This window comes from Sphingobacterium sp. BN32 (assembly GCF_030503615.1).
Classification (GTDB): domain Bacteria; phylum Bacteroidota; class Bacteroidia; order Sphingobacteriales; family Sphingobacteriaceae; genus Sphingobacterium.
Window position 1 is genome coordinate 2,890,142 of record NZ_CP129963.1, and the last position, 21,885, is coordinate 2,912,026.

15 protein-coding genes and 1 pseudogene are annotated in these 21,885 nt (G+C 42.0%); 4 read left to right on the forward strand and 12 right to left on the reverse strand.

From position 1 onward, the window contains the following. Nucleotides 1-7: 7 nt before the first annotated feature. Nucleotides 8-472, reverse strand: a complete 465-nt coding sequence (locus QYC40_RS12180) for a DUF6428 family protein (RefSeq protein ID WP_002993236.1) — start codon at nt 470-472, stop codon at nt 8-10. Between the two features lie 75 nt (nt 473-547). Next, a complete protein-coding gene (locus QYC40_RS12185) occupies nt 548-877 on the reverse strand; it encodes a helix-turn-helix transcriptional regulator (RefSeq protein ID WP_002993233.1) in 330 nt (109 codons plus the stop codon). Between the two features lie 612 nt (nt 878-1,489). Here QYC40_RS12185 and QYC40_RS12190 point away from each other — a divergent pair. From QYC40_RS12190 to QYC40_RS12205, 4 genes are all read left to right on the forward strand, one after another. Then, nucleotides 1,490-1,927, forward strand: coding sequence for a DUF1896 domain-containing protein (locus tag QYC40_RS12190; protein WP_002993229.1), 438 nt, complete (start codon nt 1,490-1,492; stop codon nt 1,925-1,927). Next, nucleotides 1,914-7,346 carry an N-6 DNA methylase gene (locus QYC40_RS12195; protein ID WP_301990493.1) on the forward strand — a complete coding sequence of 1,811 codons (5,433 nt, stop codon included), beginning with the start codon at nt 1,914-1,916 and terminating at the stop codon, nt 7,344-7,346. The genes QYC40_RS12190 and QYC40_RS12195 overlap by 14 nt, the downstream gene beginning before the upstream one ends. 284 nt (nt 7,347-7,630) lie before the next feature. Further along, nucleotides 7,631-8,251, forward strand: a complete 621-nt coding sequence (locus tag QYC40_RS12200; RefSeq protein WP_002993226.1) for a DUF305 domain-containing protein — start codon at nt 7,631-7,633, stop codon at nt 8,249-8,251. Nucleotides 8,252-8,447: 196 nt separating this feature from the next. Beyond that, entirely contained in the window at nt 8,448-8,615 is a 168-nt protein-coding gene (locus tag QYC40_RS12205; RefSeq protein WP_232047134.1) for a four-helix bundle copper-binding protein, read from the forward strand. A 204-nt stretch (nt 8,616-8,819) separates the two neighbouring features. On the opposite strand, the pseudogene QYC40_RS12210 reads toward QYC40_RS12205, so the two are convergent. The 10 genes and pseudogenes from QYC40_RS12210 to QYC40_RS12255 form a co-directional block, all read right to left on the reverse strand. After that, nucleotides 8,820-9,936: pseudogene (locus tag QYC40_RS12210) on the reverse strand (IS256 family transposase). 88 nt (nt 9,937-10,024) lie between these two features. Beyond that, a complete protein-coding gene (locus QYC40_RS12215; protein WP_094258252.1) occupies nt 10,025-10,852 on the reverse strand; it encodes an RteC domain-containing protein in 828 nt (275 codons plus the stop codon). Between the two features lie 151 nt (nt 10,853-11,003). After that, entirely contained in the window at nt 11,004-11,945 is a 942-nt protein-coding gene (locus QYC40_RS12220; protein WP_002993220.1) for a thymidine phosphorylase, read from the reverse strand. Between the two features lie 72 nt (nt 11,946-12,017). Further along, nucleotides 12,018-12,491 carry a heme-binding domain-containing protein gene (locus tag QYC40_RS12225; protein ID WP_002993219.1) on the reverse strand — a complete coding sequence of 158 codons (474 nt, stop codon included), beginning with the start codon at nt 12,489-12,491 and terminating at the stop codon, nt 12,018-12,020. Nucleotides 12,492-12,514: 23 nt separating this feature from the next. Beyond that, nucleotides 12,515-13,969, reverse strand: a complete 1,455-nt coding sequence (locus QYC40_RS12230) for an efflux RND transporter periplasmic adaptor subunit (protein ID WP_301990494.1) — start codon at nt 13,967-13,969, stop codon at nt 12,515-12,517. 154 nt (nt 13,970-14,123) lie between these two features. Then, nucleotides 14,124-15,590 (reverse strand): TolC family protein, encoded by a 1,467-nt coding sequence (locus QYC40_RS12235; protein WP_002993217.1) that lies wholly within the window; start codon nt 15,588-15,590, stop codon nt 14,124-14,126. Further along, nucleotides 15,577-19,428, reverse strand: a complete 3,852-nt coding sequence (locus QYC40_RS12240) for an efflux RND transporter permease subunit (protein ID WP_002993216.1) — start codon at nt 19,426-19,428, stop codon at nt 15,577-15,579. The genes QYC40_RS12235 and QYC40_RS12240 overlap by 14 nt, the downstream gene beginning before the upstream one ends. A gap of 93 nt (nt 19,429-19,521) precedes the next feature. Next, the gene (locus QYC40_RS12245; protein WP_227694340.1) at nt 19,522-20,094 is read right to left on the reverse strand and encodes a DUF3347 domain-containing protein; all 573 of its coding nucleotides are present in this window, start codon (nt 20,092-20,094) and stop codon (nt 19,522-19,524) included. A 24-nt stretch (nt 20,095-20,118) separates the two neighbouring features. Then, nucleotides 20,119-20,466 (reverse strand): hypothetical protein, encoded by a 348-nt coding sequence (locus tag QYC40_RS12250; protein WP_245153192.1) that lies wholly within the window; start codon nt 20,464-20,466, stop codon nt 20,119-20,121. An 87-nt stretch (nt 20,467-20,553) separates the two neighbouring features. After that, entirely contained in the window at nt 20,554-21,120 is a 567-nt protein-coding gene (locus QYC40_RS12255) for a DUF3347 domain-containing protein (protein WP_232046363.1), read from the reverse strand. Nucleotides 21,121-21,885: the final 765 nt, after the last annotated feature.

Consider the following 21,885-nt stretch of genomic DNA (forward strand, 5'->3'; position numbering starts at 1 on the left):
ATAGGGTTTAACAACAGTCCGAATTAGGCGAACAGCAAGCACTGTTCAGCTCTGATAATTCTACTTTTTGTTTTTCGGCAGGAATACCGCAGGCATCACTTGCCAAACAAGCGGTTTGTTTGTTTTTCAGTACAAAATGGTTTCCGTTAAAATCCAGATTGTATTTGCCAATGGTTTCGCTTTGGTATTCCACTTCTATTTCGGCATCTTGAATATCCAATTTTTCTTCGGACAGTTTGATGATGTTCAATAGTTTGGTCGGCTTTAGCCTGTGTTCAAAATCGTTGGCGTTCCACAACTGGAAGTTGACGACCTTTTCATTTCTGATCGTTCCGCCACAATCAATAAAATGTTTTGTAACAATACCTACCTCCGTAACGTGGAAATGTTTGGGGACAAATGTTCCGTCCGCTAATTGAAATTCAACATTGTCCAATGTTGGTAAGATTTCTTTGATGTTTGATAGTTTCATTGTTTTTGAATTTTGAAATGATTTATTAAAATATTGTATCGTAATATAGCGATGTTAAATATTAAAAAAACACGGCTAACAGCACTTGTTTACCTTTACTTCCTGATCAAAGAATGAATTAAAATCTGCTTGGATTTTTTTCCAAACATTTTTATCGATGCAATAACAAACAGATTTAACCTCGATTGTGCCTTGAATGATGCCGATACTCTTTAACTCCTTTAAATGCTGAGAAATCGTAGCCTGTGCCAATCCCAATTCCTCGACCAGATCATTACAGATACAGGCTTTCTGGTTAATGATATATTGAAGTATGGCAACCCTTGCAGGGTGTGCCAGAACCTTAAATAGAGAAGCTAATCTGTTTTGCTCGTCCGTGAATATTTCTGATTTAGTAAGTCCCATGCTTTGTTTTTTATATATCGCAATATTACGATAATAAATTTAGATATAATATGGTTTGTAAAAAAACAATCAATTCTTTTAATAATCTTATGTGTGGTAAAACCCTACCTCTCAAAGCCAAACTCTGCCACTTTCAGTCGACCTTTTCTTCTCGCTGATACCTTAGCCGTTGCAAGAAAAAAAAACGAACAGGAACAATGATTGGGTTTTTATTGGAATGGGATATATTACACGGGCAAATGCAGAAATCGTCCTACTGTTCACAAAGGGAAAACCTCTTGAAAGACATGCAAGAGATGTTCCACAGGTGCTTATATCTCCCCGTGGAAGACAATCCGAAAAACCTGACAAAATCAGAAAGCGTATTGTTCGGCTTTTTGGGCAAGTTGACAGACTGGAGCTTTTTACAAGACAAAGTTCCCAAAACGATGATGATGATTTTGATGGGTCGGACGTATATGTCAATGAAGTGGACAACTCTATAACGATATCTGAATAAACACTGTTCTGCCAAATCCTGCCTCCCGAAGCCAAACCCTGCCACTTCTTCAAAGGCTCTTGCTCCCTGCTCTAATTTTAGGTTTTACGCAAAATTCTAAACAAAATTTAATTATGAGTACACAGCAAAAAGACCTGTCGTATTTCCGTTTACGACTACAGGAACTCCTGAACAGTAGTTTCCCTGAAAAAGCCAGCAACCAAAAATTTATTGACCAGCGTTCCTCGTGGGCTGCCAATGCCTATGAGGATGCGTTCCGTTCCGGCAATGCCATTGAGCAATGTAATGAGATAGCGAATTACATACTCTTTGAGGGTTTGCACTTCTCCAAGTTTGATATGGTTTTTCAGGTAGTATGCAATGAGTTCGATACCCTAATGGCAGACGAGGAACTGCGGCGGTTCGCTCTGAAAATGTTCCCTGTTTGCGAGAATGTTTTCGCCCAATATGAACTAGCCGATGATTTTGCCTACGGTTATGAGTTTGACCTGCTCTATACCGAGATAACCGGAACCATCGCAATATGGATTGAGGAAAATGGGCTTCAGTAAACGGCAGCATCTCTTGGACAATATCGAAGCCCTGCGGATTGCCTTTACATTGGAAAAAGAGCAACGAAACGCTACCGTGGGTGAAAGACTGTCAATGAAACAATACAGCGGATTTGGCGGTCTTAAATTCGTATTGAACCCCATAGCAAATGAAATAGATATCAACCATTGGAGGAAAACCGAACACGATTTATTCCCCATTACGCTGGAACTCCACAAACTGCTCAAAGAAAAGTCCGAAGACGATAAGCAATACCGCCGATACGTGGACAGTATGAAAAGCTCCGTGCTGACGGCTTTTTATACACCTCCACAGGTAATTGATGCAATTTCCGAAACCCTGCGGGAAAGCGATGTAAATATTCAGAAATTCCTTGAACCCTCCGCAGGTATCGGCTCGTTTATACAATCCTTTTCCGAAAACCAACAAACCAAAGTAACTGCCTATGAAAAAGATTTGCTGACAGGCAAAATCCTAAAACACCTCTATCCCGAAAGCAATATCCGTGTGAGCGGTTTTGAGGAAATCCCCGAAAAGGAACAAAATAGCTATGATGTTGTTGCAAGCAACATTCCGTTTTGCGATACTTCCGTGTTCGATCTTACGTTTTCCCGAAGCAAAGACCCCGCAAAAATACAGGCTGCCCGTAGCATACACAATTATTTCTTTTTGAAAGGAAACGATATGCTCCGTGAGGGTGGTTTGCAGGTATTTATTACTTCGCAAGGAATTTTAAACAGCCCCAACAATGAGCCGATACGTAGGGCGTTAATGAAAAGCAACCATCTGGTGTCGGTTGTCCGATTGCCAAACAACCTGTTCACGGAATATGCAGGTACAGAAGTCGGAAGCGACCTGATTATCCTGCAAAAGAATACGGCAAAACAACCTCTGAGCGAATTGGAAGAGCTGTTTTGCCAAAGCAGGCAGACCAAATACGATACTTCAAGCAATGCTTTTTTCCGTGACGGTACGAGGGTCATACATACCGACCGTAAGATAGATACCGACCCATACGGAAAACCTGCAATTATCTATACGCATAAAGACGGTGTTGCGGGGATTGCCAAAGATTTGAAGCAAATGCTTTCCGAAGATTTTGGAAAGCACCTGAATTTTGATTTGTACAAAGGCGAAAGCAACGATGAACCTATCGTACAAATTCCGATTACGCCAACGCCGGCACCTCCGGCTACTGAACCCGAAATCATACAACCCGAACGACCGCGTTTTACTGCACCAGCCATTGTACAGGAAAGCCAGCAGGAATTAAAACAGCTAAGCATTTTCGACCTGTTTGAAAATGTAAATGAAACCGTAGCGGTTATTACCCCGCCAAAGAAAACCACCCAAGCCAAAAGACAAACGACAAAAAGAAAACGTACCCCAAGAGGTCGGCAAACCGACCTCTTTAGCGGAGCGATGCAACAGTCCTATACATCTCCAGCATCAAACGGCACGGTCAATAAAACCTTACAAACCAATGGCACAAAACAGAAAACAATCGGCGATTTATTTTCACAGGCAAACAGTAATGGCCAAGCCGATAAGTCAGCCGGTACCGTACCTGCTACTGTTCCCGAACCTGCTCCGTACAGTGACGAACTCCAACAGTTTCACCGTAACGATTGCCTTGTCGTAGATAACGGTTGGGTCGGCTATTTGCAGGAAGTGGATAAAAGTGATGCAAGGGCAATATTCCACCCGTTGCAGTTACCGTCTTTGCAAAAAGCAAGAGCCGAAGCATATATCCAAGTTCGTGATACCTATATCGACCTCTACCAAAAAGAAGCCGAGAAACATTCAGAACACAAGGAAGAAAGGGAAAACCTTAACCGCTTATACGATGCTTTTGTCAAAAGGTACGGAAATCTCAACAGTGCGGACAATATCAAGCTCATCAAAACAGACAGTGTAGGCAAAGAAATGCCCTATCTGGAGCGTGTCGTTGGTGGTGTAATCCATAAGGCAGATATATTCAGCCGTCCTGTAAGTTTTTCTACCGCAACCATTGCAACGGACAATCCCGAAGAAGCGTTATCGGCTTCGCTGAACAAATACGGAAGCGTGGATTTGGACTTTATGTCCGAAATCAGCGGTATGCCTGCTGATGCTTTGAAAGAAGCCTTACACGGTCTCATCTACTACAATCCATTGCAAAAGGAATATGAAATATTCGAACGCTGGGTTGCGGGCAATGTAGTGGAGAAAGCCAACGAAATAAGAGATTACCTCGAAAGCAATCCCGATGATACCCAAGCTAAAGAAAGCCTTACCGTTTTGGAAGAAGCCCGACCAAGACGTATCGAATTTGAGGAACTCGATTTTAATCTGGGCGAACGCTGGATACCCACTGGCATCTACGCCCGATTTGCATCGCATCTGTTCGACGCAGATGTGAAAATCCACTATTCGGACAGTGCCGATGATTTTTCCGTCACCTGCAAACAGAAAAATGTCCATATATGGGATAAATATGCGGTCAAAGCCCAAAGCCGGACGTATGACGGGATTGCCCTGCTCAAGCACGCCCTTGTCAATACCACACCCGATATTTCCAAAACGGTACAGGTTGACGGAAAGAATGTCAAGGTACGGGATATGGAAGCCATACAAATGGCGAATACCAAGATTGACGAAATCCGAACCTCCTTTAACGATTGGCTCCACGCCCAAAACGATGAGTTCAAGATAAGGATGACTGACCAATACAACGACACCTTTAACTGTTTTGTCCGACCGCACTACGACGGTTCCCATCAGGTGTTTCCGGAATTGGACCGAAAAGCATTGGGTATTGAAGACCTGTATTCAAGCCAAAAGGATGCTGTCTGGATAATAAAGCTCAATAACGGTGCTATCTGCGACCATGAAGTAGGTGCCGGAAAGACGTTGATAATGTGCACGGGTGCACAGGAAATGAAGCGTTTGGGACTGGCTCACAAACCGATGATTATCGGGTTGAAAGCGAATATACCTGAAATTGCCGAAGCCTACCGCACCGCCTATCCGCACGCTAAAATACTCTATCCGGGCATTGATGATTTTACGCCCCAAAAACGACTGCGGATTTTCGGAGATATTAAGAACAACGAGTGGGATTGTGTGATATTGACCCACGACCAGTTCGGAATGATACCCCAATCGCCCGAAATACAAAAGGAAATCCTGCAATCCGAACTGGACAGTGTGGAGGAAAATCTTGACGTTTTGCGAAGTCAGGGCGATGAAGTAACCCGGGGTATGCTCGCCGGAGCAGAGAAACAGAAAGAAAACCTCGAAGTCAAGCTGAAAACCCTGCAACACGACATTGAAAACCGCAAAGATGATATTGTGGACTTCAAGATGATGGGTATCGACCATTTATTTGTAGACGAAAGCCACCAATTCAAAAACCTGATTTTCAACACAAGGCATTCAAGGGTTGCAGGATTGGGCAATCAACAGGGAAGCCTAAAGGCACTGAATCTTTTGTTTGCTATACGGACTATACAGGAACGTACCGATGCGGATATGGGGGCAACTTTCCTTTCGGGTACGACTATCAGCAATTCACTGACCGAATTGTACCTGTTGTTCAAATACCTGCGACCAAGGGCTTTGGCAAAACAGGGCATTAACTCGTTTGATGCGTGGGCGGCAATCTACGCAAAGAAAACAACCGATTATGAGTTTTCGGTCGCCAATAATATCGTGGCAAAAGAGCGTTTCCGCTACTTTATCAAAGTGCCGGAACTCGCTCAATTCTACTCCGAAATCACGGATTACCGTACCGCCGAAATGATTGGAATAGACCGTCCCGAAAAGAACGAGATATTTTACAACATACCTCCAACTCCAGACCAGGAGAAGTTTATTGAAAAGCTGATGGAGTTTGCCAAATCAGGCAAAGGGGAATTACTTGGCAGAAAACCGCTATCTAAAAAAGAAGAAAAAGCAAAAATGCTTATCGCTACGGACTACGCTCGAAAGATGTCTTTGGATATGCGAATGGTAAGCCCCCATTACCAAGACCACGCCGATAACAAAGCTTCCCATTGTGCAGATAATATTGCTAAATATTACAATAAATTCAATGCACAGAAAGGCACGCAGTTCATCTTCTCGGATTTGGGAACATACAAGCCAAATCAGTGGAATATCTACTCCGAAATCAAACGTAAGCTCGTGGAAGACCACGACATACCTGCACACGAAATCCGCTTTATACAGGAAGCGAAGAATGACAAGCAACGAAAAGAGCTAATCAAAGGAATGAACGAGGGCAAAATCCGTGTCCTTTTCGGTTCTACGAGTATGCTCGGTACAGGTGTGAACGCACAGAAAAGAGCCGTTGCCGTACACCATTTAGATACGCCGTGGCGACCGTCCGACCTTGCGCAAAGGGACGGTAGGGCTATCCGCAAAGGCAATGAGATTGCCAAGCATTTTAACGACAATAAAGTGGATGTAATCATCTATGCCGTTGAAAAATCGCTGGATAGTTATAAGTTCAACCTGCTGCACAACAAACAGCTATTTATTGACCAATTAAAATCCAACAATCTTGGTAAACGGACGATTGACGAAGGTGGTATGGATGAAAAGTCGGGTATGAATTTCTCGGAATATGTAGCTATCCTTATGGGCAATACCGACCTTTTGGACAAAGCTAAAATAGAGAAACAGATTGCCGGATTGGAAAGCGAAAGGCAATCGTTCAATCGTTCAAAATCAAGTGCCAAGTACAAACTGGAAGATTATGAGGCAGAACTTGGAAAAGCCCAATCCCGCTATGACCGTATGAGCCTTGATTGGAATAATTTGCAGGGACGTATCCAAAAAAACACTGACGGTTCCGTTGCCAACCTTATTAAATTAGACGTTTTGTCGCCCAATGCGGATATAAAACAAATCGGTGCAAAGCTCAATCAGCTTGCCGACAAATCCCGAACGGGTGGGGATTATGAAGAAATCGGTAATCTGTATGGCTTTCAACTTTTGGTAAAAACGGAAATGTCACAAAAAGAGGGGATGGATATTCGTGTAAACCGTTTTTTTATTCAAGGTGAGGGTACTATCAAATATACATTCAACAATGGTGTAATGGCAAAAGATCCCGAAACAGCTTCACTAAATTTTATTAAAGCATTGGAAAAGCTGCCCACCTATATCAGAAAAGAACAGGAGAATATGGCAGATTTCCAAAAAAACATTCCAATACTTAAGGAAGTAATCAATGGTACGTGGACAAAAGAAAACCGACTTAGCGAACTCAAAACGGAGTTGGCGGCAATTGAGCGGAAAATACAGTTATCTAACACTCCGGAACCAATAGAAAATTCTACAGAACAAGTCGAAAAGCAGCAAGAAAATCCAAAGGCTATGGAAAGCGTAGTACCGACAAAAAGTATTTATATGTCACGGGGAGTATTGTAAAAACATTTACCCATTCATACATTTTCCTAATCACAACATCTCAGGTTCGTTCAATTTATTTCTGGACTGTGATTCATTTCAAAATTGATGAATAAATAGTAGCATAAACCACTACATTACAGAAATAATCTTACACCCACATATCTTATCTGTAGCTCGTTTTGAATCCAAAAAATCAAACAAATTGAATTGTATGTTGTTCTGTCTATGTGTTCTATCAAAAAAAGTCTTTAACATTTCATTATTAAAAGAGAAAAGGAAATTGATAATAATAATATACATCTATGAAATTAGCGATAAAAATAATGGCAATAGCAGGAATACTGTTATTTATCCAAGCGTGCGATAAGGACGATATCAACAAAATCAAAATCCAGAATCACGATGACAATGAAATGATGACTATCATGCACAACATGATGGATGAGATGATGGCCATGCAAATGCCCCCCGACCCTGATAATGCTTTTGCTCTGATGATGCGAATGCATCATCAGGGAGCGATCGACATGGCAAATAAGGAACTGCAATCCGGCGATGATGCGCAAATGAGGGAGATGGCCCAGAAAATAATTAAAGACCAGAAGGCTGAGATTCAAGAATTAACCACATTTCTCAATGGTCACGTACCGCATCTAAATGTTCCCGAATTTGTTACAGAGCAGATGAAAAATATGGAACGCTCAGGCAGAGTGACAGATCTCCAAATCATTAATGGAGACACGGATCACGATTTTGCCATGTTGATGATTCAGCATCATCAAAATGCAATTGGAAACGCAAAATTGGAACTTATTTACGGACACGAAAGTGCTATGCAGACAATGGCAAAAAATATTATTGAAAAACAGGATCAGGAAATCTCGGAGATTCAAACCTGGTTATTAGCTAATAAGAATAGATAAATAATTTCTCACTTTAAACAATAAAATTATGTCACATCAACAATTTCAAAAATGTATTGACGAATGCTACGCCTGTGCTGTAGTTTGTAACCATTGTGCAGCTTCTTGCTTGCAAGAGGACAATGTAAAAATGATGGCTCGATGTATCCAGCTTGATCTGGAATGTGCAGCCATATGTAGAGCCGCAGCCGAACTCATGAGTTTGGGAAGCCAATATAGCCGTCACCTTTGCAAGCTATGTGCGGAGATTTGTAGAGCGTGTGGAGATGAATGTGCTAAGCATGATATGCAACATTGCAAAGAGTGTGCGGATGCTTGCTACAAATGCGCAGAAGCTTGTGAGCAAATGGCAACGGCGGTATAATCTCATTATTGGTAGAAGTCTAAAAACCTCCAATGAATTCAAACTGGGTAAAGAATTTCAGGACCGTTTCCATTTGTAAACGATAGTTAGGGAAAGAGGAAAATGGACTGGCTCCTTCGCCGAATAATGATCGACGGGAGTGTAAAATAAACTGTGTCAATGGTTGAATTACCGCCCCGCGGGGCGGTAATTCAACCATTTTTCTTATTGCAAATCTAACACCATTCTTCCCGGAAACCAAATTGCTAATTTCTGTGCTGTTGTTCCCCAATTGGCTAGTGGCATCGTCCATTTCTTCTTAATGTTGTTATGTGCTAAATAAATCAATTTCAATAACGCTATATCGGAGGTGAATGCACCTTTAGTTTTGGTGACCTTACGCACTTGGCGATGAAATCCTTCGATCGTGTTAGTCGTGTATATCAACTTTCGGATGGATTTATCGTATCGGAAATAGGTGGTCAGACGATCCCAGTTGCGTCGCCAGGATTCAATGACCACAGGATACTTTTCACCCCATTTATCCTGAAGTTCATCCATCCGAAGCTCGGCTAGATCCAACGTATCGGCCCTATATACGGGTTTTAGATCGTTCATGAACTCCTTTTGATCCTTACTGGCTACATACTTTAGGCTGTTTCGGATTTGATGTACTACACAGGTCTGTACTTCGGTGTCGGGAAAAACACTCTGTATCGCTTCGGAAAACCCTTTTAAATTATCGATACAAGCAATTAAGATATCCTCTACGCCTCGATTTTGTAAATCAGTCAATACGCTCAACCAAAAGTTAGCTCCCTCATTCTCCGAAACATACATCCCTATCAGATGCTTATGTCCATTTCGATCAATGCCAAGAATATTGTATACTGCCCGCGAAACAAACCGATGGTCTTCTTTTACTTTGTAGTGCATGGCGTCCATCCAAACAATCGTATAAAGCGAGTCTAGACTTCTTGATTGCCACTCCTTGACCTGGGGAATGATCTTATCGGTAATCGAAGAAAGCTAAAATCGTCTCACGTTTCTTAATAAGCTGGGGTTCGAAGTTAGACCGACGGTCACGCGGAGTATCGATCTCGATAGTGCCATCTGAGGTGCGAATCTGCTTGCTGGACTTGCCGTTACGACGATTACCACAAGAGCGTTCAGCTTCATCCAGATGGCTCTCAATCTCAGCTTCTAGCGCTGCTTCTAAAAACTTTTTCATTAAAGGAGCAAAAGCTCCGTTCTTGCCATAAAGTGATTCACCACTACGTAACTGTTCTAGGGCCAGGTCCTTCATGGACTCAAAATCAAAATCGCTTTCCTTAATACTCATAATTACTATGTCAAAAATAATACTTCTGTTTATTATCCTTGACACAGTTTATTTTACAGTCTCTGATCGACAAAATCGTCTTTTGATTTTATATTTCGTCCTGTTCTTCCATTTTTTTAATCAAAGCATCACGTAAGCTGTCAAGGAATTTCGTTCGGTTCAGCTTTCTTGCTTTGAGTTCCAAAAATGTATGGTAAAAATCGCCCAAATCAACATTAAAACTGTTTTCAAAAAATCTGACTATGGTTATAATATCTGTATTCCCATTATTGAAGACGGCTTGAGAATGCAGTCCGTAAATCAATTCCGTTAAAGCCGCTTTGCTTCCCGTCCAACTTAATGTTGGTAGGTCTATTGATTTATCTTTATAGATTATGTTGTGAAGTTGGTCTTCAAGATAAACTTGAATCAGGTCATTGGCAATTATTTTTGCCGCCTTATAATCGTGGGATGTAGAAAACCGGTGGTCGGTTTCAAAATAAACCGTGTCCAAACTTAACTTTATATCGTGTTTGCCCCGAACAAATAACTTTTCATCTACAAATGAACTGCCTGTTCGGTAATATTTATAGAATTCAAGGTTACTCTCAAAATACCGTTTGAGTTTCCTTAGCTCACCATTAATGTATTTCCTAATAGCTTTTATATCATTAGGTTTTTTTGTCTCTATTTTATAGATAGCGTTATAGTAAATGAGTTTTGAAACAATGACTGGTTTTTGATATTTGAAAAAGTGGATCTCTTCATTTATACTATCAAAGCCATTTTTTAGTGTATATTCCTTTATTTCGGAAAGTCTCGATAATATCAACTCGATAATAACTTCATACAAAGCTATGGAACCATCCAGTTCAAGAGACACCTCTTTTATTTCATCTTCTAGTTTCTTTATTATTTCCTCGTAATAATTGCTCATTAAGTAACATTTTTAATTCATCAAAAGAGGTCGGATTCTAAATCCGACCTCATAGAAAGTCAAACTTAATAGGACAAATTCAATCCGAACCCCCAGCCCATATCGCTGTCATAATGGGTAGTAGCGGCAATGTTTCTGGTCAAAATGTATTTTAGACCACCCATATACTCTTTGTCTGTGCCATTTTTGTACTTCTCATTTTTGCAGTTTCACCTACAGGAATATCTATAACAACGTGCGTGGAACCCGCCGCTGCTTTTTTTGAGAGTACCGAAGCAATTAGCTGTCCCTCGCTATCTATATCGAGGGCTTTTTCGATTTTTATCAGCAGATCATCTGCCGGGCTTAACTGGGCTGTTCCACCCCAAACGATACACCCCCCTTCCTTATGAACCACTTCTTTTATTTTTTCAGGGGAAAGCGTTACATTGGTAAATACTTCCATGGTATCTGCAGTACCGGCAGGCGAGGTAATGGCACGGGAAGACGTTTTGGGCATTGTAAGGCCAAAGGCAGTAACAATGGCAACTACCAACGGTGTTGTTCTATTGCCTGGTAACCCTCCGATGCAATGCTTATCAACAACAATCTCCTTGTTCCAGTGCAATTGCATACCAGAAGCAATCATGGCTTTTGTAAGATAGGTGATTTCATCAAGATCCATTCTATTTCCGGCACAGGCGGTGATAAATGCTGTGAGGTCGATATTGGAATAATTGCCCTGAACTATATCCGTAATGATTTCATTGTACGCCAAGTAATCCAGTTTCTGATTGTAGATTTTTGCCCGTACGTGGCTTAAAGATTTAATAGGTTCCAAATGTGAAACATACAAAGTTTCATTTGGGGAAACATTCAGTTTTTTTGCTGCGGCGTCCGATAACCCAATTTCATCAGTCAATAGAAGATTGGATGAAATTACATTAAGACTTGCTACGATTGAGTCCGTTGCAGTGGATATTCTAATTCGGGTAAGTGCCTCAAAGCCTTCTGAAGCACAAACGTGGCAGTTTTCATGCATATATACTACATTCTCGTTTTGAGTGTAGATTCCGAGATGTTTGTATTTTAAGATATTAGATTGGTTTTCCACTTTTCCTGTTATTAAAATTTACGTTTTGAGTCTATTTCCGAAGGAACCGTCTGTACTATTAACACTCTAAACTTATTCATTATCCATCAACGAGTTAAAGTATTCAACTAACAGCTTCTTATCTTCCATGCTTAGACGAGCACCCCCATGCATCCACGTATATGAACTCAACGGCATTTTACCTTTCTCGATTTGCTCAATAATCTGGCTAAACTTTGAGTTTATCCTTCTCGGGCTGTAATTTGGCAAATCATCAAAGTTCAATTTCTCTTTTCCTTCGGTTATATGATCTGCCATGAACCAACCCAAAGGCTGAACATTAGTGTACCAAGGGTATTGGGTATTATTGCTATGGCAGTCATAGCATGATACCGACAGGATTGCATTAACTTTTGCATCGACCTTAAATGAATCAACAAAAACCTGGCCCGCAGGAACCGGGGATAGGTTCCTTTGGGGGGTTATAAATTGCATTAACACAAACACACTTAACAGAACTGTTAAAATTACTTTGTATGCTTTCGTTCGTTTTCCGTTTTTTTTCATGATCTAATATTAATCAAGTACCATTATCCCCGGTCATAGAGACAGCAACTCGGTAAGTCGTCATAAACCGCCTTGGGAGCCTTGTCCAGCTCTGTATCGTGACCAACATTAGCAATAGCTTTGCTTATGGCACTTTTTGAGGTTACTTTTGAATCGAAATCCAAATGGATAACTTTGGCATTAACATCCCAGTTTGCGGAAATCACCCCCTTGACACTTTTGGCCGCTTTCTCAATCCGGCTTTTGCACATTTCACAATTTCCTGATACTTTCAACATATCATGGGTCTTATTGACATTGGTTTGAGCATCGCCATGCTGATGTCCGGCAGCCGATGCTGCGCCATCGTTATTCATCATACTGATTTTACCTTCCAGCTGGGCACTTGCATCAACGGTGAAAGCTCCCTTGGTCACGATTTCCTCGCCATTTTCCAGCCCCGACATAACAACATATTGGTCGCCCAATGAGGGGCCCAAGACGATCTCCCGAAGTTTAAAAGCAGGCGTGGATGTATTTGGCTGTTTTACGTAAACTATGGAGCGCTTCCCTGTCCATAAAACCGCCGACTTGGGAATGACCAACTCATCGTTGTAGCCCTTTAAAGGAGCAGTGATCCTTGCTGTTGCATACATTTCAGGTTTGAGATTGCGATCCCGGTTATCGGCTTCGACCCTGATTTTTGCCGTTCTTGAATTGGCATCAAGGATAGGGTTAATAAAGGCAATCCGCCCATTATAGACTTTTCCGGGCAAACTCCGTAATGTATATTCCAGCTGATCTCCCACCTTTAGAAATGGCAGATCTGTTTCATACGCATCAAAAACCGCCCATAACTTGGAAAGGTTTGAAATGGTGTACAAGACGCTCCCTTGGCCGATATAATCGCCCGGGTTTACATTTTTTGCTATGACAACACCACTTGTATTCGCATATATATTGACGTAGGGTGAAACTTCGTTGGATGTCAATATTTTGCTTATCTGATCCTCTGACACCTTCCATAAACTCAGCTTCTCTTTCGCGGCATCCAATAGGAGGGGCTGCATATCCTGCAATTTTGCAGCTTCGAGCAATTCTTGCTGCGCCGTCAATAAATCAGGCGAATAGATTTTGGCTATCAGTTGTCCTTCTCTTACCGACTCGCCAGTAAAGGTTACGTAAAGATTTTCAATACGGCCATTGACATGCGATGTTTGGGATTGTTGTAAACGTTCGTCCACCTGAATAGTCCCATACAGTTGGACATCTTTAACAGCGTCTTGGTGGCCGACAATCGAAGTCTGGATATTCGCCAATGCTATGGCTTCTTCTGACATCTGGATGGCGTCATCGTCAATTACATCATCACCTCCCCCGGATGATTTCAAGGGAATTAGATCCATTGCACATATCGGGCATTTCCCCGGTTTATCCATTCTGATCTGGGGGTGCATGGAGCAAGTCCATACTGTTTCCCCGTCCTCGGTCACTTCCATTTCAAGGTCATGGCTGTGATCATGGGACGAATTCCCGCCAAATATCGCCCAGCCAAGCAGTAGTCCGGACAATAATATAACCCCGTAAGTTACCGCCTTATTTCTAAAAATATTTTTCAGTTTATTCATTGCTAAGAATTTCAAAATAATTGCATTATTTATGGTCTGCTAATAATTTTTTTATTGACACAACCATCGTATTATAGTTGGCAAGGGCCTCAGCTTTCCTAAGCTGATAATCCAATAATTGCCGCTGCACCTGAATAACGTTGGTCAAGTCACTTTTGCCTGTAACGAACTCTTTTACGATCAGGTTATATGTCGTTTGGGCGAGCGTAGTTTGTTTTTCGTACAGCTCGATGGCACGCTGAGCATCATCCAGTTGGCTTTTGAGACTGTAAAACTCGCTTTTCAAAGTGTTGAAGGTGTTTTTAAAGTTCTCTTCGCTTGATTTTCGCCATAGCCTGCTTTCGTTTTGCTGGGCATTGTATTTTTTACGGAAGAGTGGCAGGCTCACTGAAACCATAGGCATGACCATATCCTTACCGTTCATCCCGTCCATGGCCAGCATTGAATTATTCGTCCTTCCCACAACCATGTATTCCACACCGATACCAATCATGGGATAACTCATTTTCCGATCCATTTCCGCTTTTGCCTTAAATGCCAAGCCTTCTTCGGCAATCATTTCAAGCATGGGGTTGTTTGCCTCAATAACCCTTAGTGCCTCTTCCTCGCTATATAAAAAATTCAGCTTGTGGATCTCTTGTCCCAGCATGACCTTTTCAGTTGCTTCCCGATTCAACAATGCATTGAATTTTGCTTTTTCGGCTTTAATCTGAGCATGTAAACTTTCAATGTTATTTTCAATTTCGACAATTTCCAATTGGATACGAAGCACCTCTGACATACCCGATCCGGAGCCACCTTCCATTGCTCCCATGCCACCACCGGACGGCATACTCATATTCTGATTAGTAGCAGGAGCTGAATTGCCTCCTCCCATACTCATCCCTCCCATACCCGATGAAGCACTAGATCTGGTTGGTGAGGAAGGCGTATTACTGCTTACGACGGGTGCTACACTTGATTGTGAGGTGCTTGAGGGCGCAGAGAATTTCCGTATTGCCAATTGTTCCAATTGTTTTAGAAACACTTGGTTTTCCTGATTATTCTTGAGTTGCTCGTTCAATTTTTGCATCGTGTACCACTGTGTGCTGACCTGAAGGATCAGATTATTTATGGCTTCCCGATACTGTTGATCTTGCATATTGGCCATATGTGTAGCCTCTGTGCGAGCTGCTTTTCTCGTGCCGAACCATGGAAACATTTGCATCAAGCTCACATTTCCAATAGAACGCCCTCCTATAATTTCCATAGGCATCGTATATGCTTCCATGGACAATTCGGGGTCTTGGTATGCTCCGGCTTGCGGAATTTTTTCAAGGTATGCCTCATGCGCATACTTTTGTGATTTTACACCCGGATTATTTTCGATTGCGACTTGTATATAATAGGACAGCGAATCGGTGGGGTAGTCTTGGGCTAAAGCTTGCGAAAAAATGCTTAAGCTTGTTAATACAGCCACGGTTATATACCGATTTATCTTATTCGTTTTCATTCGCTATATTTTTATTATTTTTTCTATTTTCTTTTTTAGTGGCAGATTCCCTCCACCAGCACTGGAATACTGGAACCACAAACATGGTCATGGATTGGATCAGCATGCCGCCGAAAGTCGGGATGGCCATTGGTACCATGATTTCCGCACCTTTACCGGTAGAGGTCAGGACAGGCAGTAAGGCGATCAGTGCTGTAGCAGTGGTCATCGCTGCCGGTCTGACACGCTTTAAGCCTGCGTATATGACTGCTTCCCGTATTTCATCTTTTGTTCTGGGGTTCCGTGCTTCAAATGTATCGTGGATGTATGTTCCCATTAATACACCATCACTCGTCGCCAGTCCGAACAGGGCGATAAATCCTACCCAAACGGCAATGCTGAGATTGATGCTGTGCATCTGGAACAGATCCCTCATATTTGTCCCTCCGACAGAGAAATCCATAAACCAAGGCTGTCCGTAAAGCCACAACAAAATAAAACCTCCTGCAAGAGCTACAAAAACACCGGAAAAATGAATTAACGATGCTGTAACCGTTCGGAACTGAAAGTAGAGAATTACTAAAATGGCTAACAAACTCAGTGGTATAATAAGCATTAGCCTTTTTGCGGCACGTTCTTGCTGTTCATAATTTCCGGCAAACTTATACGTCACCCCGTTGGGTAAATCCAGTTCTCCAGACGCTATTTTTTCCTTTAGGAGTTGATCCGCTTCGTATACTACGTCGACTTCCGCTATGCCACTTTTTTTATCAAAGATTACATAACCCAACAAAAAGGTATTTTCACTTTGGATCATCTGAGCGCCCTTGGCATATTCAACATCCACCACATCCCCCAATGGAATCTGAGCTCCTGTAGCTGTCGGAATGATTATTTTTCGCAACGCATCGGGGTCATCCCGTAATTCTCGTGGGTAGCGCAGGCGAACGGGAAACCGTTCCCGGCCTTCGACTGTAGTGGTCAACGTCATACCGCCGACTGCCGCACTGATTACTTCCTGAAGCTCGGCAACGGTAATACCGTATCTGGCCATTCTATCCCGGTTCAGATGGATTTCGATATAGGGTGCGCCAACAGCCCTGTCGTAGAAAACGGTCGATGGCATAACAGATGGAACATCCTTTAAGGCTGCTTCCAAGGCCTTGCCACCGATTTCAATCGACTCCAGATCCGGACCCGAAACCTTTAGCCCCATCGGAGCCCTCATTCCCGTAGAAAGCATTACCATTCTCGCTTCTATCGGTTGCAACTTAGGAGCGGAAGTCAATCCGGGCAGATGGGAAACATTGACGATCTCTTGCCATATATCGTCGGCCTTTTTAATTTCAGGACGCCATCTGCGGAAAAATTTTCCGCTTTTATCTTCAATCAGACTGTCCCGTGGTATGGAACGGAAACCATCGGAAACAGCATAGGTCTTGTCACCTTTCAACACGAATTCTCCGGAACTGTTTACCTTGAACCTTTCACGATGCCCGTCTTCATCCAGATAAAATTCCGGGATATAATTGATCGTATTTTCAAACATCTGTGTAGGAGCCGGATCAAGTGCAGAATTCACACGGCCCCATTTTCCTACGATAAGTTCGACTTCCGGTATGTTTTGAATACGTTTATCAAGTGTTCTGATCAATTGCAGGTTTTGTTCAATCCCAGTATGCGGCATACTGGTGGGCATCAAAAGGAAAGAACCTTCATTGAGGCTTGGCATAAATTCCTCCCCGATACCGGGAAATGTTTCGGTGGATTTTTGCCAGAAGGCAGTCTCCCGAAATGATTTCCAACCTGTCTTTTCGAAGCCATTTGCAACAAAACCAAAACTCTTCTCTACGCCCATCCATGCTAACATTCCGAATAATAAAGTAATGATAGGGATGGCCATGAATTTCCACCGGTTGGAAAGTGACCATCGAAGAATCTGTTCATAATAGATCACCAATGCCCATAACATTCCCAGGATGGAACCAATGGCAAAGAATACGAACACAAAGTTAAGTGTGGTGCTTGCCTGCGTGCCGAGTGGCAGCCACTCAACCGTCAGGTAATACATCGCTACAAAAAGTGTGATAGCAACATTAACGTAGTTGGCAATTTTTTCTCCTTTCCATCTTGGTGTAAACAGGTTGTTGACTCCGATCAAAGTCAATGCGAACGCGACAAAAACACCTGTATAGATCCAAAGAGCGATACCGGCAACTACCAAAACGTAGTTGGCTATCCGGCGAACTTTACTCCCATTGATACGGATTGAAAATATATAATAAGCCAGTGTTGGCAAGATAATAATGCCTAACACAAAGGCTGAAACCAAAGCAAAGGTTTTGGTGTATGCCAAGGGACCGAACAACTTACCTTCTTGTGCTTCCATCATAAAAACAGGTAAAAAGCTGATGATCGTGGTGAGCATCGCCGTTGACAAAGCACCCGACACTTCCGCAACAGCGGTGGAAATCAAGTTTACAAAGGCTTTCCCCCGACTCTCAACACCCTTGGCTTTTTCTTCATCCATATGGCGTAGTATGCTTTCGATAAAGACAATCCCCACATCCACCATGACCCCAATGGCAATGGCGATTCCCGAAAGGGCAACGATATTCGCCTCGACCCCCATTTGTTTCATGATTATGAAGGTCGCCAGTACGCCAATGGGCAAGATACTGGATATAAGAATCGATGCTCGCAGGTTGATCACCAGCACGATCACAACGATAATACAGATCAGGATTTCGTGTGCTAAAGCATTTTCCAGCGTCCCGATGGTTTCCTGGATTAAACCCGAGCGGTCATAAAACGGAACGACGGTGACTTTTGAAATAGTCCCATCCTCTAATGTTTTTTGAGGGAAACCTGCCTCCATTTCTTTGATCTTCGCCTTGACATTATTGATGACTTCCATGGGGTTGGTTCCATGCCGGGCAACTACTACACCGCCAACTGCTTCCACGCCTTCCTTATCCAATCCACCGCGTCGTGTGGAGGGTCCCAAATTGACAAACCCAACGTCTTTTATCTTTACGGGAACATTATTGCGCACAGCCACTACGGCATCTTCAAGATCCTGGACACTTTTAAGGTAGCCCAATCCACGCACCAGATATTCCGCTTTGTTTATTTCGATCGTCTCTGCACCGATATCCAGGTTGCTGTTTTGGATAGCCGACATGATATCCATTACGGATACATTGTATGCGCGCATCGCATCTGGATTGATATCGACTTGGTATTCTTTTACGAAACCTCCGATGGAAGCCACTTCGGAAACCCCTTCCGATGCTGCCAAATTATATTTGGCATAGAAATCCTGAATCGTGCGCAGCTCATCGGGGTCCCAGCCTCCTGTAGGTTTTCCGGTTTCGGGATTGCGTCCCTCCAGTGTATACCAAAAGACCTGCCCCAAAGCAGTGGCATCCGGCCCGAGCGTGGGCGTTACATCGGATGGTAATGTGCCGGCAGGCAATGAATTCAGTTTTTCCAGAATACGGGAACGGCTCCAATAAAACTCAACATCCTCTTCAAAAATGACATAGAGGAAGGACATGCCGAACATCGAACTGCTCCGGATTGTTTTTACGCCGGGGATGCCCAGTAAGGAGGTCGTGAGTGGATAGGTAATCTGCTCCTGTATATCTTTGGGAGACCTCCCCATCCATTCGGTCGCAACAATTTGCTGGTTCTCCCCAATGTTCGGAATCGCATCGACCGGCACAGGATCGCTCGGCAACGCATTTTGATGCCAATTAAAGGGCGCTGTAATCAGCCCCCATATAAGGACAACCACAAGTAATAACAGTGTTATTACTCGGTTCTCCAAAAAATATTTGATAATTTTTTTAAGCATAACATATACATTGTTTACATTTTAATATCAGATACCAGCCTACAGAAATCGACCGGTACCTGATATTTGAATTTCAAATCTTAATCAGCGTTTTTACTTCAGTTCTTCCTGAACTTCACCACATGTTAGCATATCTTCACCATAGTAAGGGTTTTTGACCTCTTTGCTATCGCTTAACCAATATGCTCCTTTGTTGTCATCGTACATCGAGCAAAAAATCTTGTACATGGGCTTTTCGGTGCCGAATTCTTTTGTTATATCATAAAAATCCTTGCTCAAGATCACTAAATGTTCTCTTTGATGAGCGATATTGCCTATGTTATCACCTATGTGCTCCGAATGTTCCTGAATATCAGCAGCGATGTCATCGAAGGTGCTTTTCTGTTCTGCACTAAAGCCCTCGGTATTAATCTTGGGGAGTGCTTCCAGCATGCCTTTAGCTGCATTTGCGGCTTCTTTATCATTATCGGAAGACAAAGCAAAAGTCAGGTGCTGGTAATGGGAAAAAAGTTCCGAAAAAGTTCCCTGGTCGCTTGCAGCGTTGCTTTCGTTGGATACCGTTGTTTCAGTATGGACGTCGCTTTCTGATTTTTTTTCAGAAGCGCCATTGCATGCTGCCAAGGTCAATACGGATGAGGCTAGTAAGCCTACAAATAAATGTTTCATTGTCATGATTTCTGTTTTTAATAATTAAAATTGATTTATGTAATTTGTATATGTAGTATTATTTTCAAAATATGATACTTCCCCGTTGTTGCCGGTAATTGCTATTATAGCAGTCGCTTTATCTATCTGCTTTTTGGAAAATGGATCTATGGCAACGCGTGTAGAAGGATCTTTTGGAATACGTTCTTTACACATCTGGCAACATCCGTAATATATTTTTCCTTCAAAATTTACCTCAAATTGTTTTTTGCCCATGTATTCATTGTTGACCATGCATACCTCTTCCGACGGAACTACATCGCCCATTTCAAAGGCATTGTGGTCACGGGTATTTGTATTTGAGCTTTTTGAAGTATATGTATTGTCTTGCACCTTTAGTGTAGGGTTATTGTTGCATGAACTAAATATGACTACAATAGAAGTAACGATCCCAATCAATAGACATCTCATAATGGCTGACTAATTTAATTTTTCAATAGTACTACCGCAGGTCAGCATTTTTGAACCGTAATACGGGTTTTTGATATCCGTACTTTTACTTAACCAAGTTGCACCTTTGCCATCGTTGTACATCGGGCAGTTTTGGTAGTACATAGTTGTTTTTTGCTTTGATGCGTTTGCCAATTCATAGACATTCTTAGAAAGTAGGGCAAATGCCCTCCGTTGCTTTACGACGTCTTTCGATTTCGAGATGTTTTCTGTGTTTAAAGACAGTTCCTTCATGACCTTCATCCATACGGTATGCTCTTTGGGAGAAAGTTCACCCATATCCACTGTTTTAATAACTGTGGCTAATTCAGTAGCATTTGAAGATGCTATATTTACATCTGCGTTTACCAAAGCATCTTTTATGGAAAAATACTTGTCAAATACGGCATGTAATTGTGATAAATTTTGTGATGGAATATTCTTTGCTTGAGCTGTTCCACCATGGTTGTGATGTTGCTCGTTCTGGTTTTGCGCAAAGCTGTTTGCTGCGGATAGTAATACGGTGATTACCATCAATATTTTTGATATTGATTTCATTTGGAACCTTATTAAGTATTAAAAATGGTAAATAATCAAAAGCCAGATCTGGCTTTTAATAAAACATGTTTTGCGGATAGGTGCAAAATCAACCGATTTCGCACACCTATGGCTATACAGTACTAATTTAACTTATTTTAGGCGGTTGCCAAATGGAAGATTCCCCTGTAGAATAAAAGGGTTCTTTGTATAAAGGGTATGATTTTTTACTTTTAGAAAAAACAGGATTTTGAGCGTTCCTAAAAAATGGGGGTGTTGCAGAAAAACTATTAGAAGAGCTGTGGCAGGACGTAGGTCCACAATTTCCAGAGCATTCATTGCTCGTGTCATCCTTAGACTTACAGCAGTCTTTCTCACATTGATCTTCTGAATGATGCTGCTTGTTGGCACTGCAACATGACTTCTCCTTGATAACAATTTCTTTGGAATGCGATTTACACGCATAGGATTGCATTGGGATTATAAAAAAGCCCAATAAGCATATAATCATTAATATGTTTATCCTTTTTAACATGTAAAAAACAAAAAAACTATTGCAAAGATAATGGTATTTTTAAAACCGGTTCGTTTTTTTTGAAATAAATGGCAGATAAGTTTCTCTTATCCGCCATTTATTTTTATTCCATGAGCATTATAGTGTCAGTTACATTTCCTGCTAGCGTTCTTTTAAATCTTTCACTCAATAATATCGAATCAGAAATTCATTATTAATTTAACACTGATATTTCGTCCCATATTGAATACACCCATACGCCCGGTTACGGG

What these genes read in the sequence shown, in the direction of transcription:
- QYC40_RS12180 (WP_002993236.1), bottom strand. Translation starts at nt 472, where the DNA reads ATGAAACTATCAAACATCAAAGAAATCTTACCAACATTGGACAATGTT.
- QYC40_RS12185 (WP_002993233.1), bottom strand. Translation starts at nt 877, where the DNA reads ATGGGACTTACTAAATCAGAAATATTCACGGACGAGCAAAACAGATTA.
- QYC40_RS12190 (WP_002993229.1), top strand. Translation starts at nt 1,490, where the DNA reads ATGAGTACACAGCAAAAAGACCTGTCGTATTTCCGTTTACGACTACAG.
- QYC40_RS12195 (WP_301990493.1), top strand. Translation starts at nt 1,914, where the DNA reads ATGGGCTTCAGTAAACGGCAGCATCTCTTGGACAATATCGAAGCCCTG.
- QYC40_RS12200 (WP_002993226.1), top strand. Translation starts at nt 7,631, where the DNA reads ATGAAATTAGCGATAAAAATAATGGCAATAGCAGGAATACTGTTATTT.
- QYC40_RS12205 (WP_232047134.1), top strand. Translation starts at nt 8,448, where the DNA reads ATGAGTTTGGGAAGCCAATATAGCCGTCACCTTTGCAAGCTATGTGCG.
- QYC40_RS12215 (WP_094258252.1), bottom strand. Translation starts at nt 10,852, where the DNA reads ATGAGCAATTATTACGAGGAAATAATAAAGAAACTAGAAGATGAAATA.
- QYC40_RS12225 (WP_002993219.1), bottom strand. Translation starts at nt 12,491, where the DNA reads ATGAAAAAAAACGGAAAACGAACGAAAGCATACAAAGTAATTTTAACA.
- QYC40_RS12230 (WP_301990494.1), bottom strand. Translation starts at nt 13,969, where the DNA reads ATGGAAGTGACCGAGGACGGGGAAACAGTATGGACTTGCTCCATGCAC.
- QYC40_RS12235 (WP_002993217.1), bottom strand. Translation starts at nt 15,590, where the DNA reads ATGAAAACGAATAAGATAAATCGGTATATAACCGTGGCTGTATTAACA.
- QYC40_RS12240 (WP_002993216.1), bottom strand. Translation starts at nt 19,428, where the DNA reads ATGCTTAAAAAAATTATCAAATATTTTTTGGAGAACCGAGTAATAACA.
- QYC40_RS12245 (WP_227694340.1), bottom strand. Translation starts at nt 20,094, where the DNA reads ATGAAACATTTATTTGTAGGCTTACTAGCCTCATCCGTATTGACCTTG.
- QYC40_RS12255 (WP_232046363.1), bottom strand. Translation starts at nt 21,120, where the DNA reads ATGAAATCAATATCAAAAATATTGATGGTAATCACCGTATTACTATCC.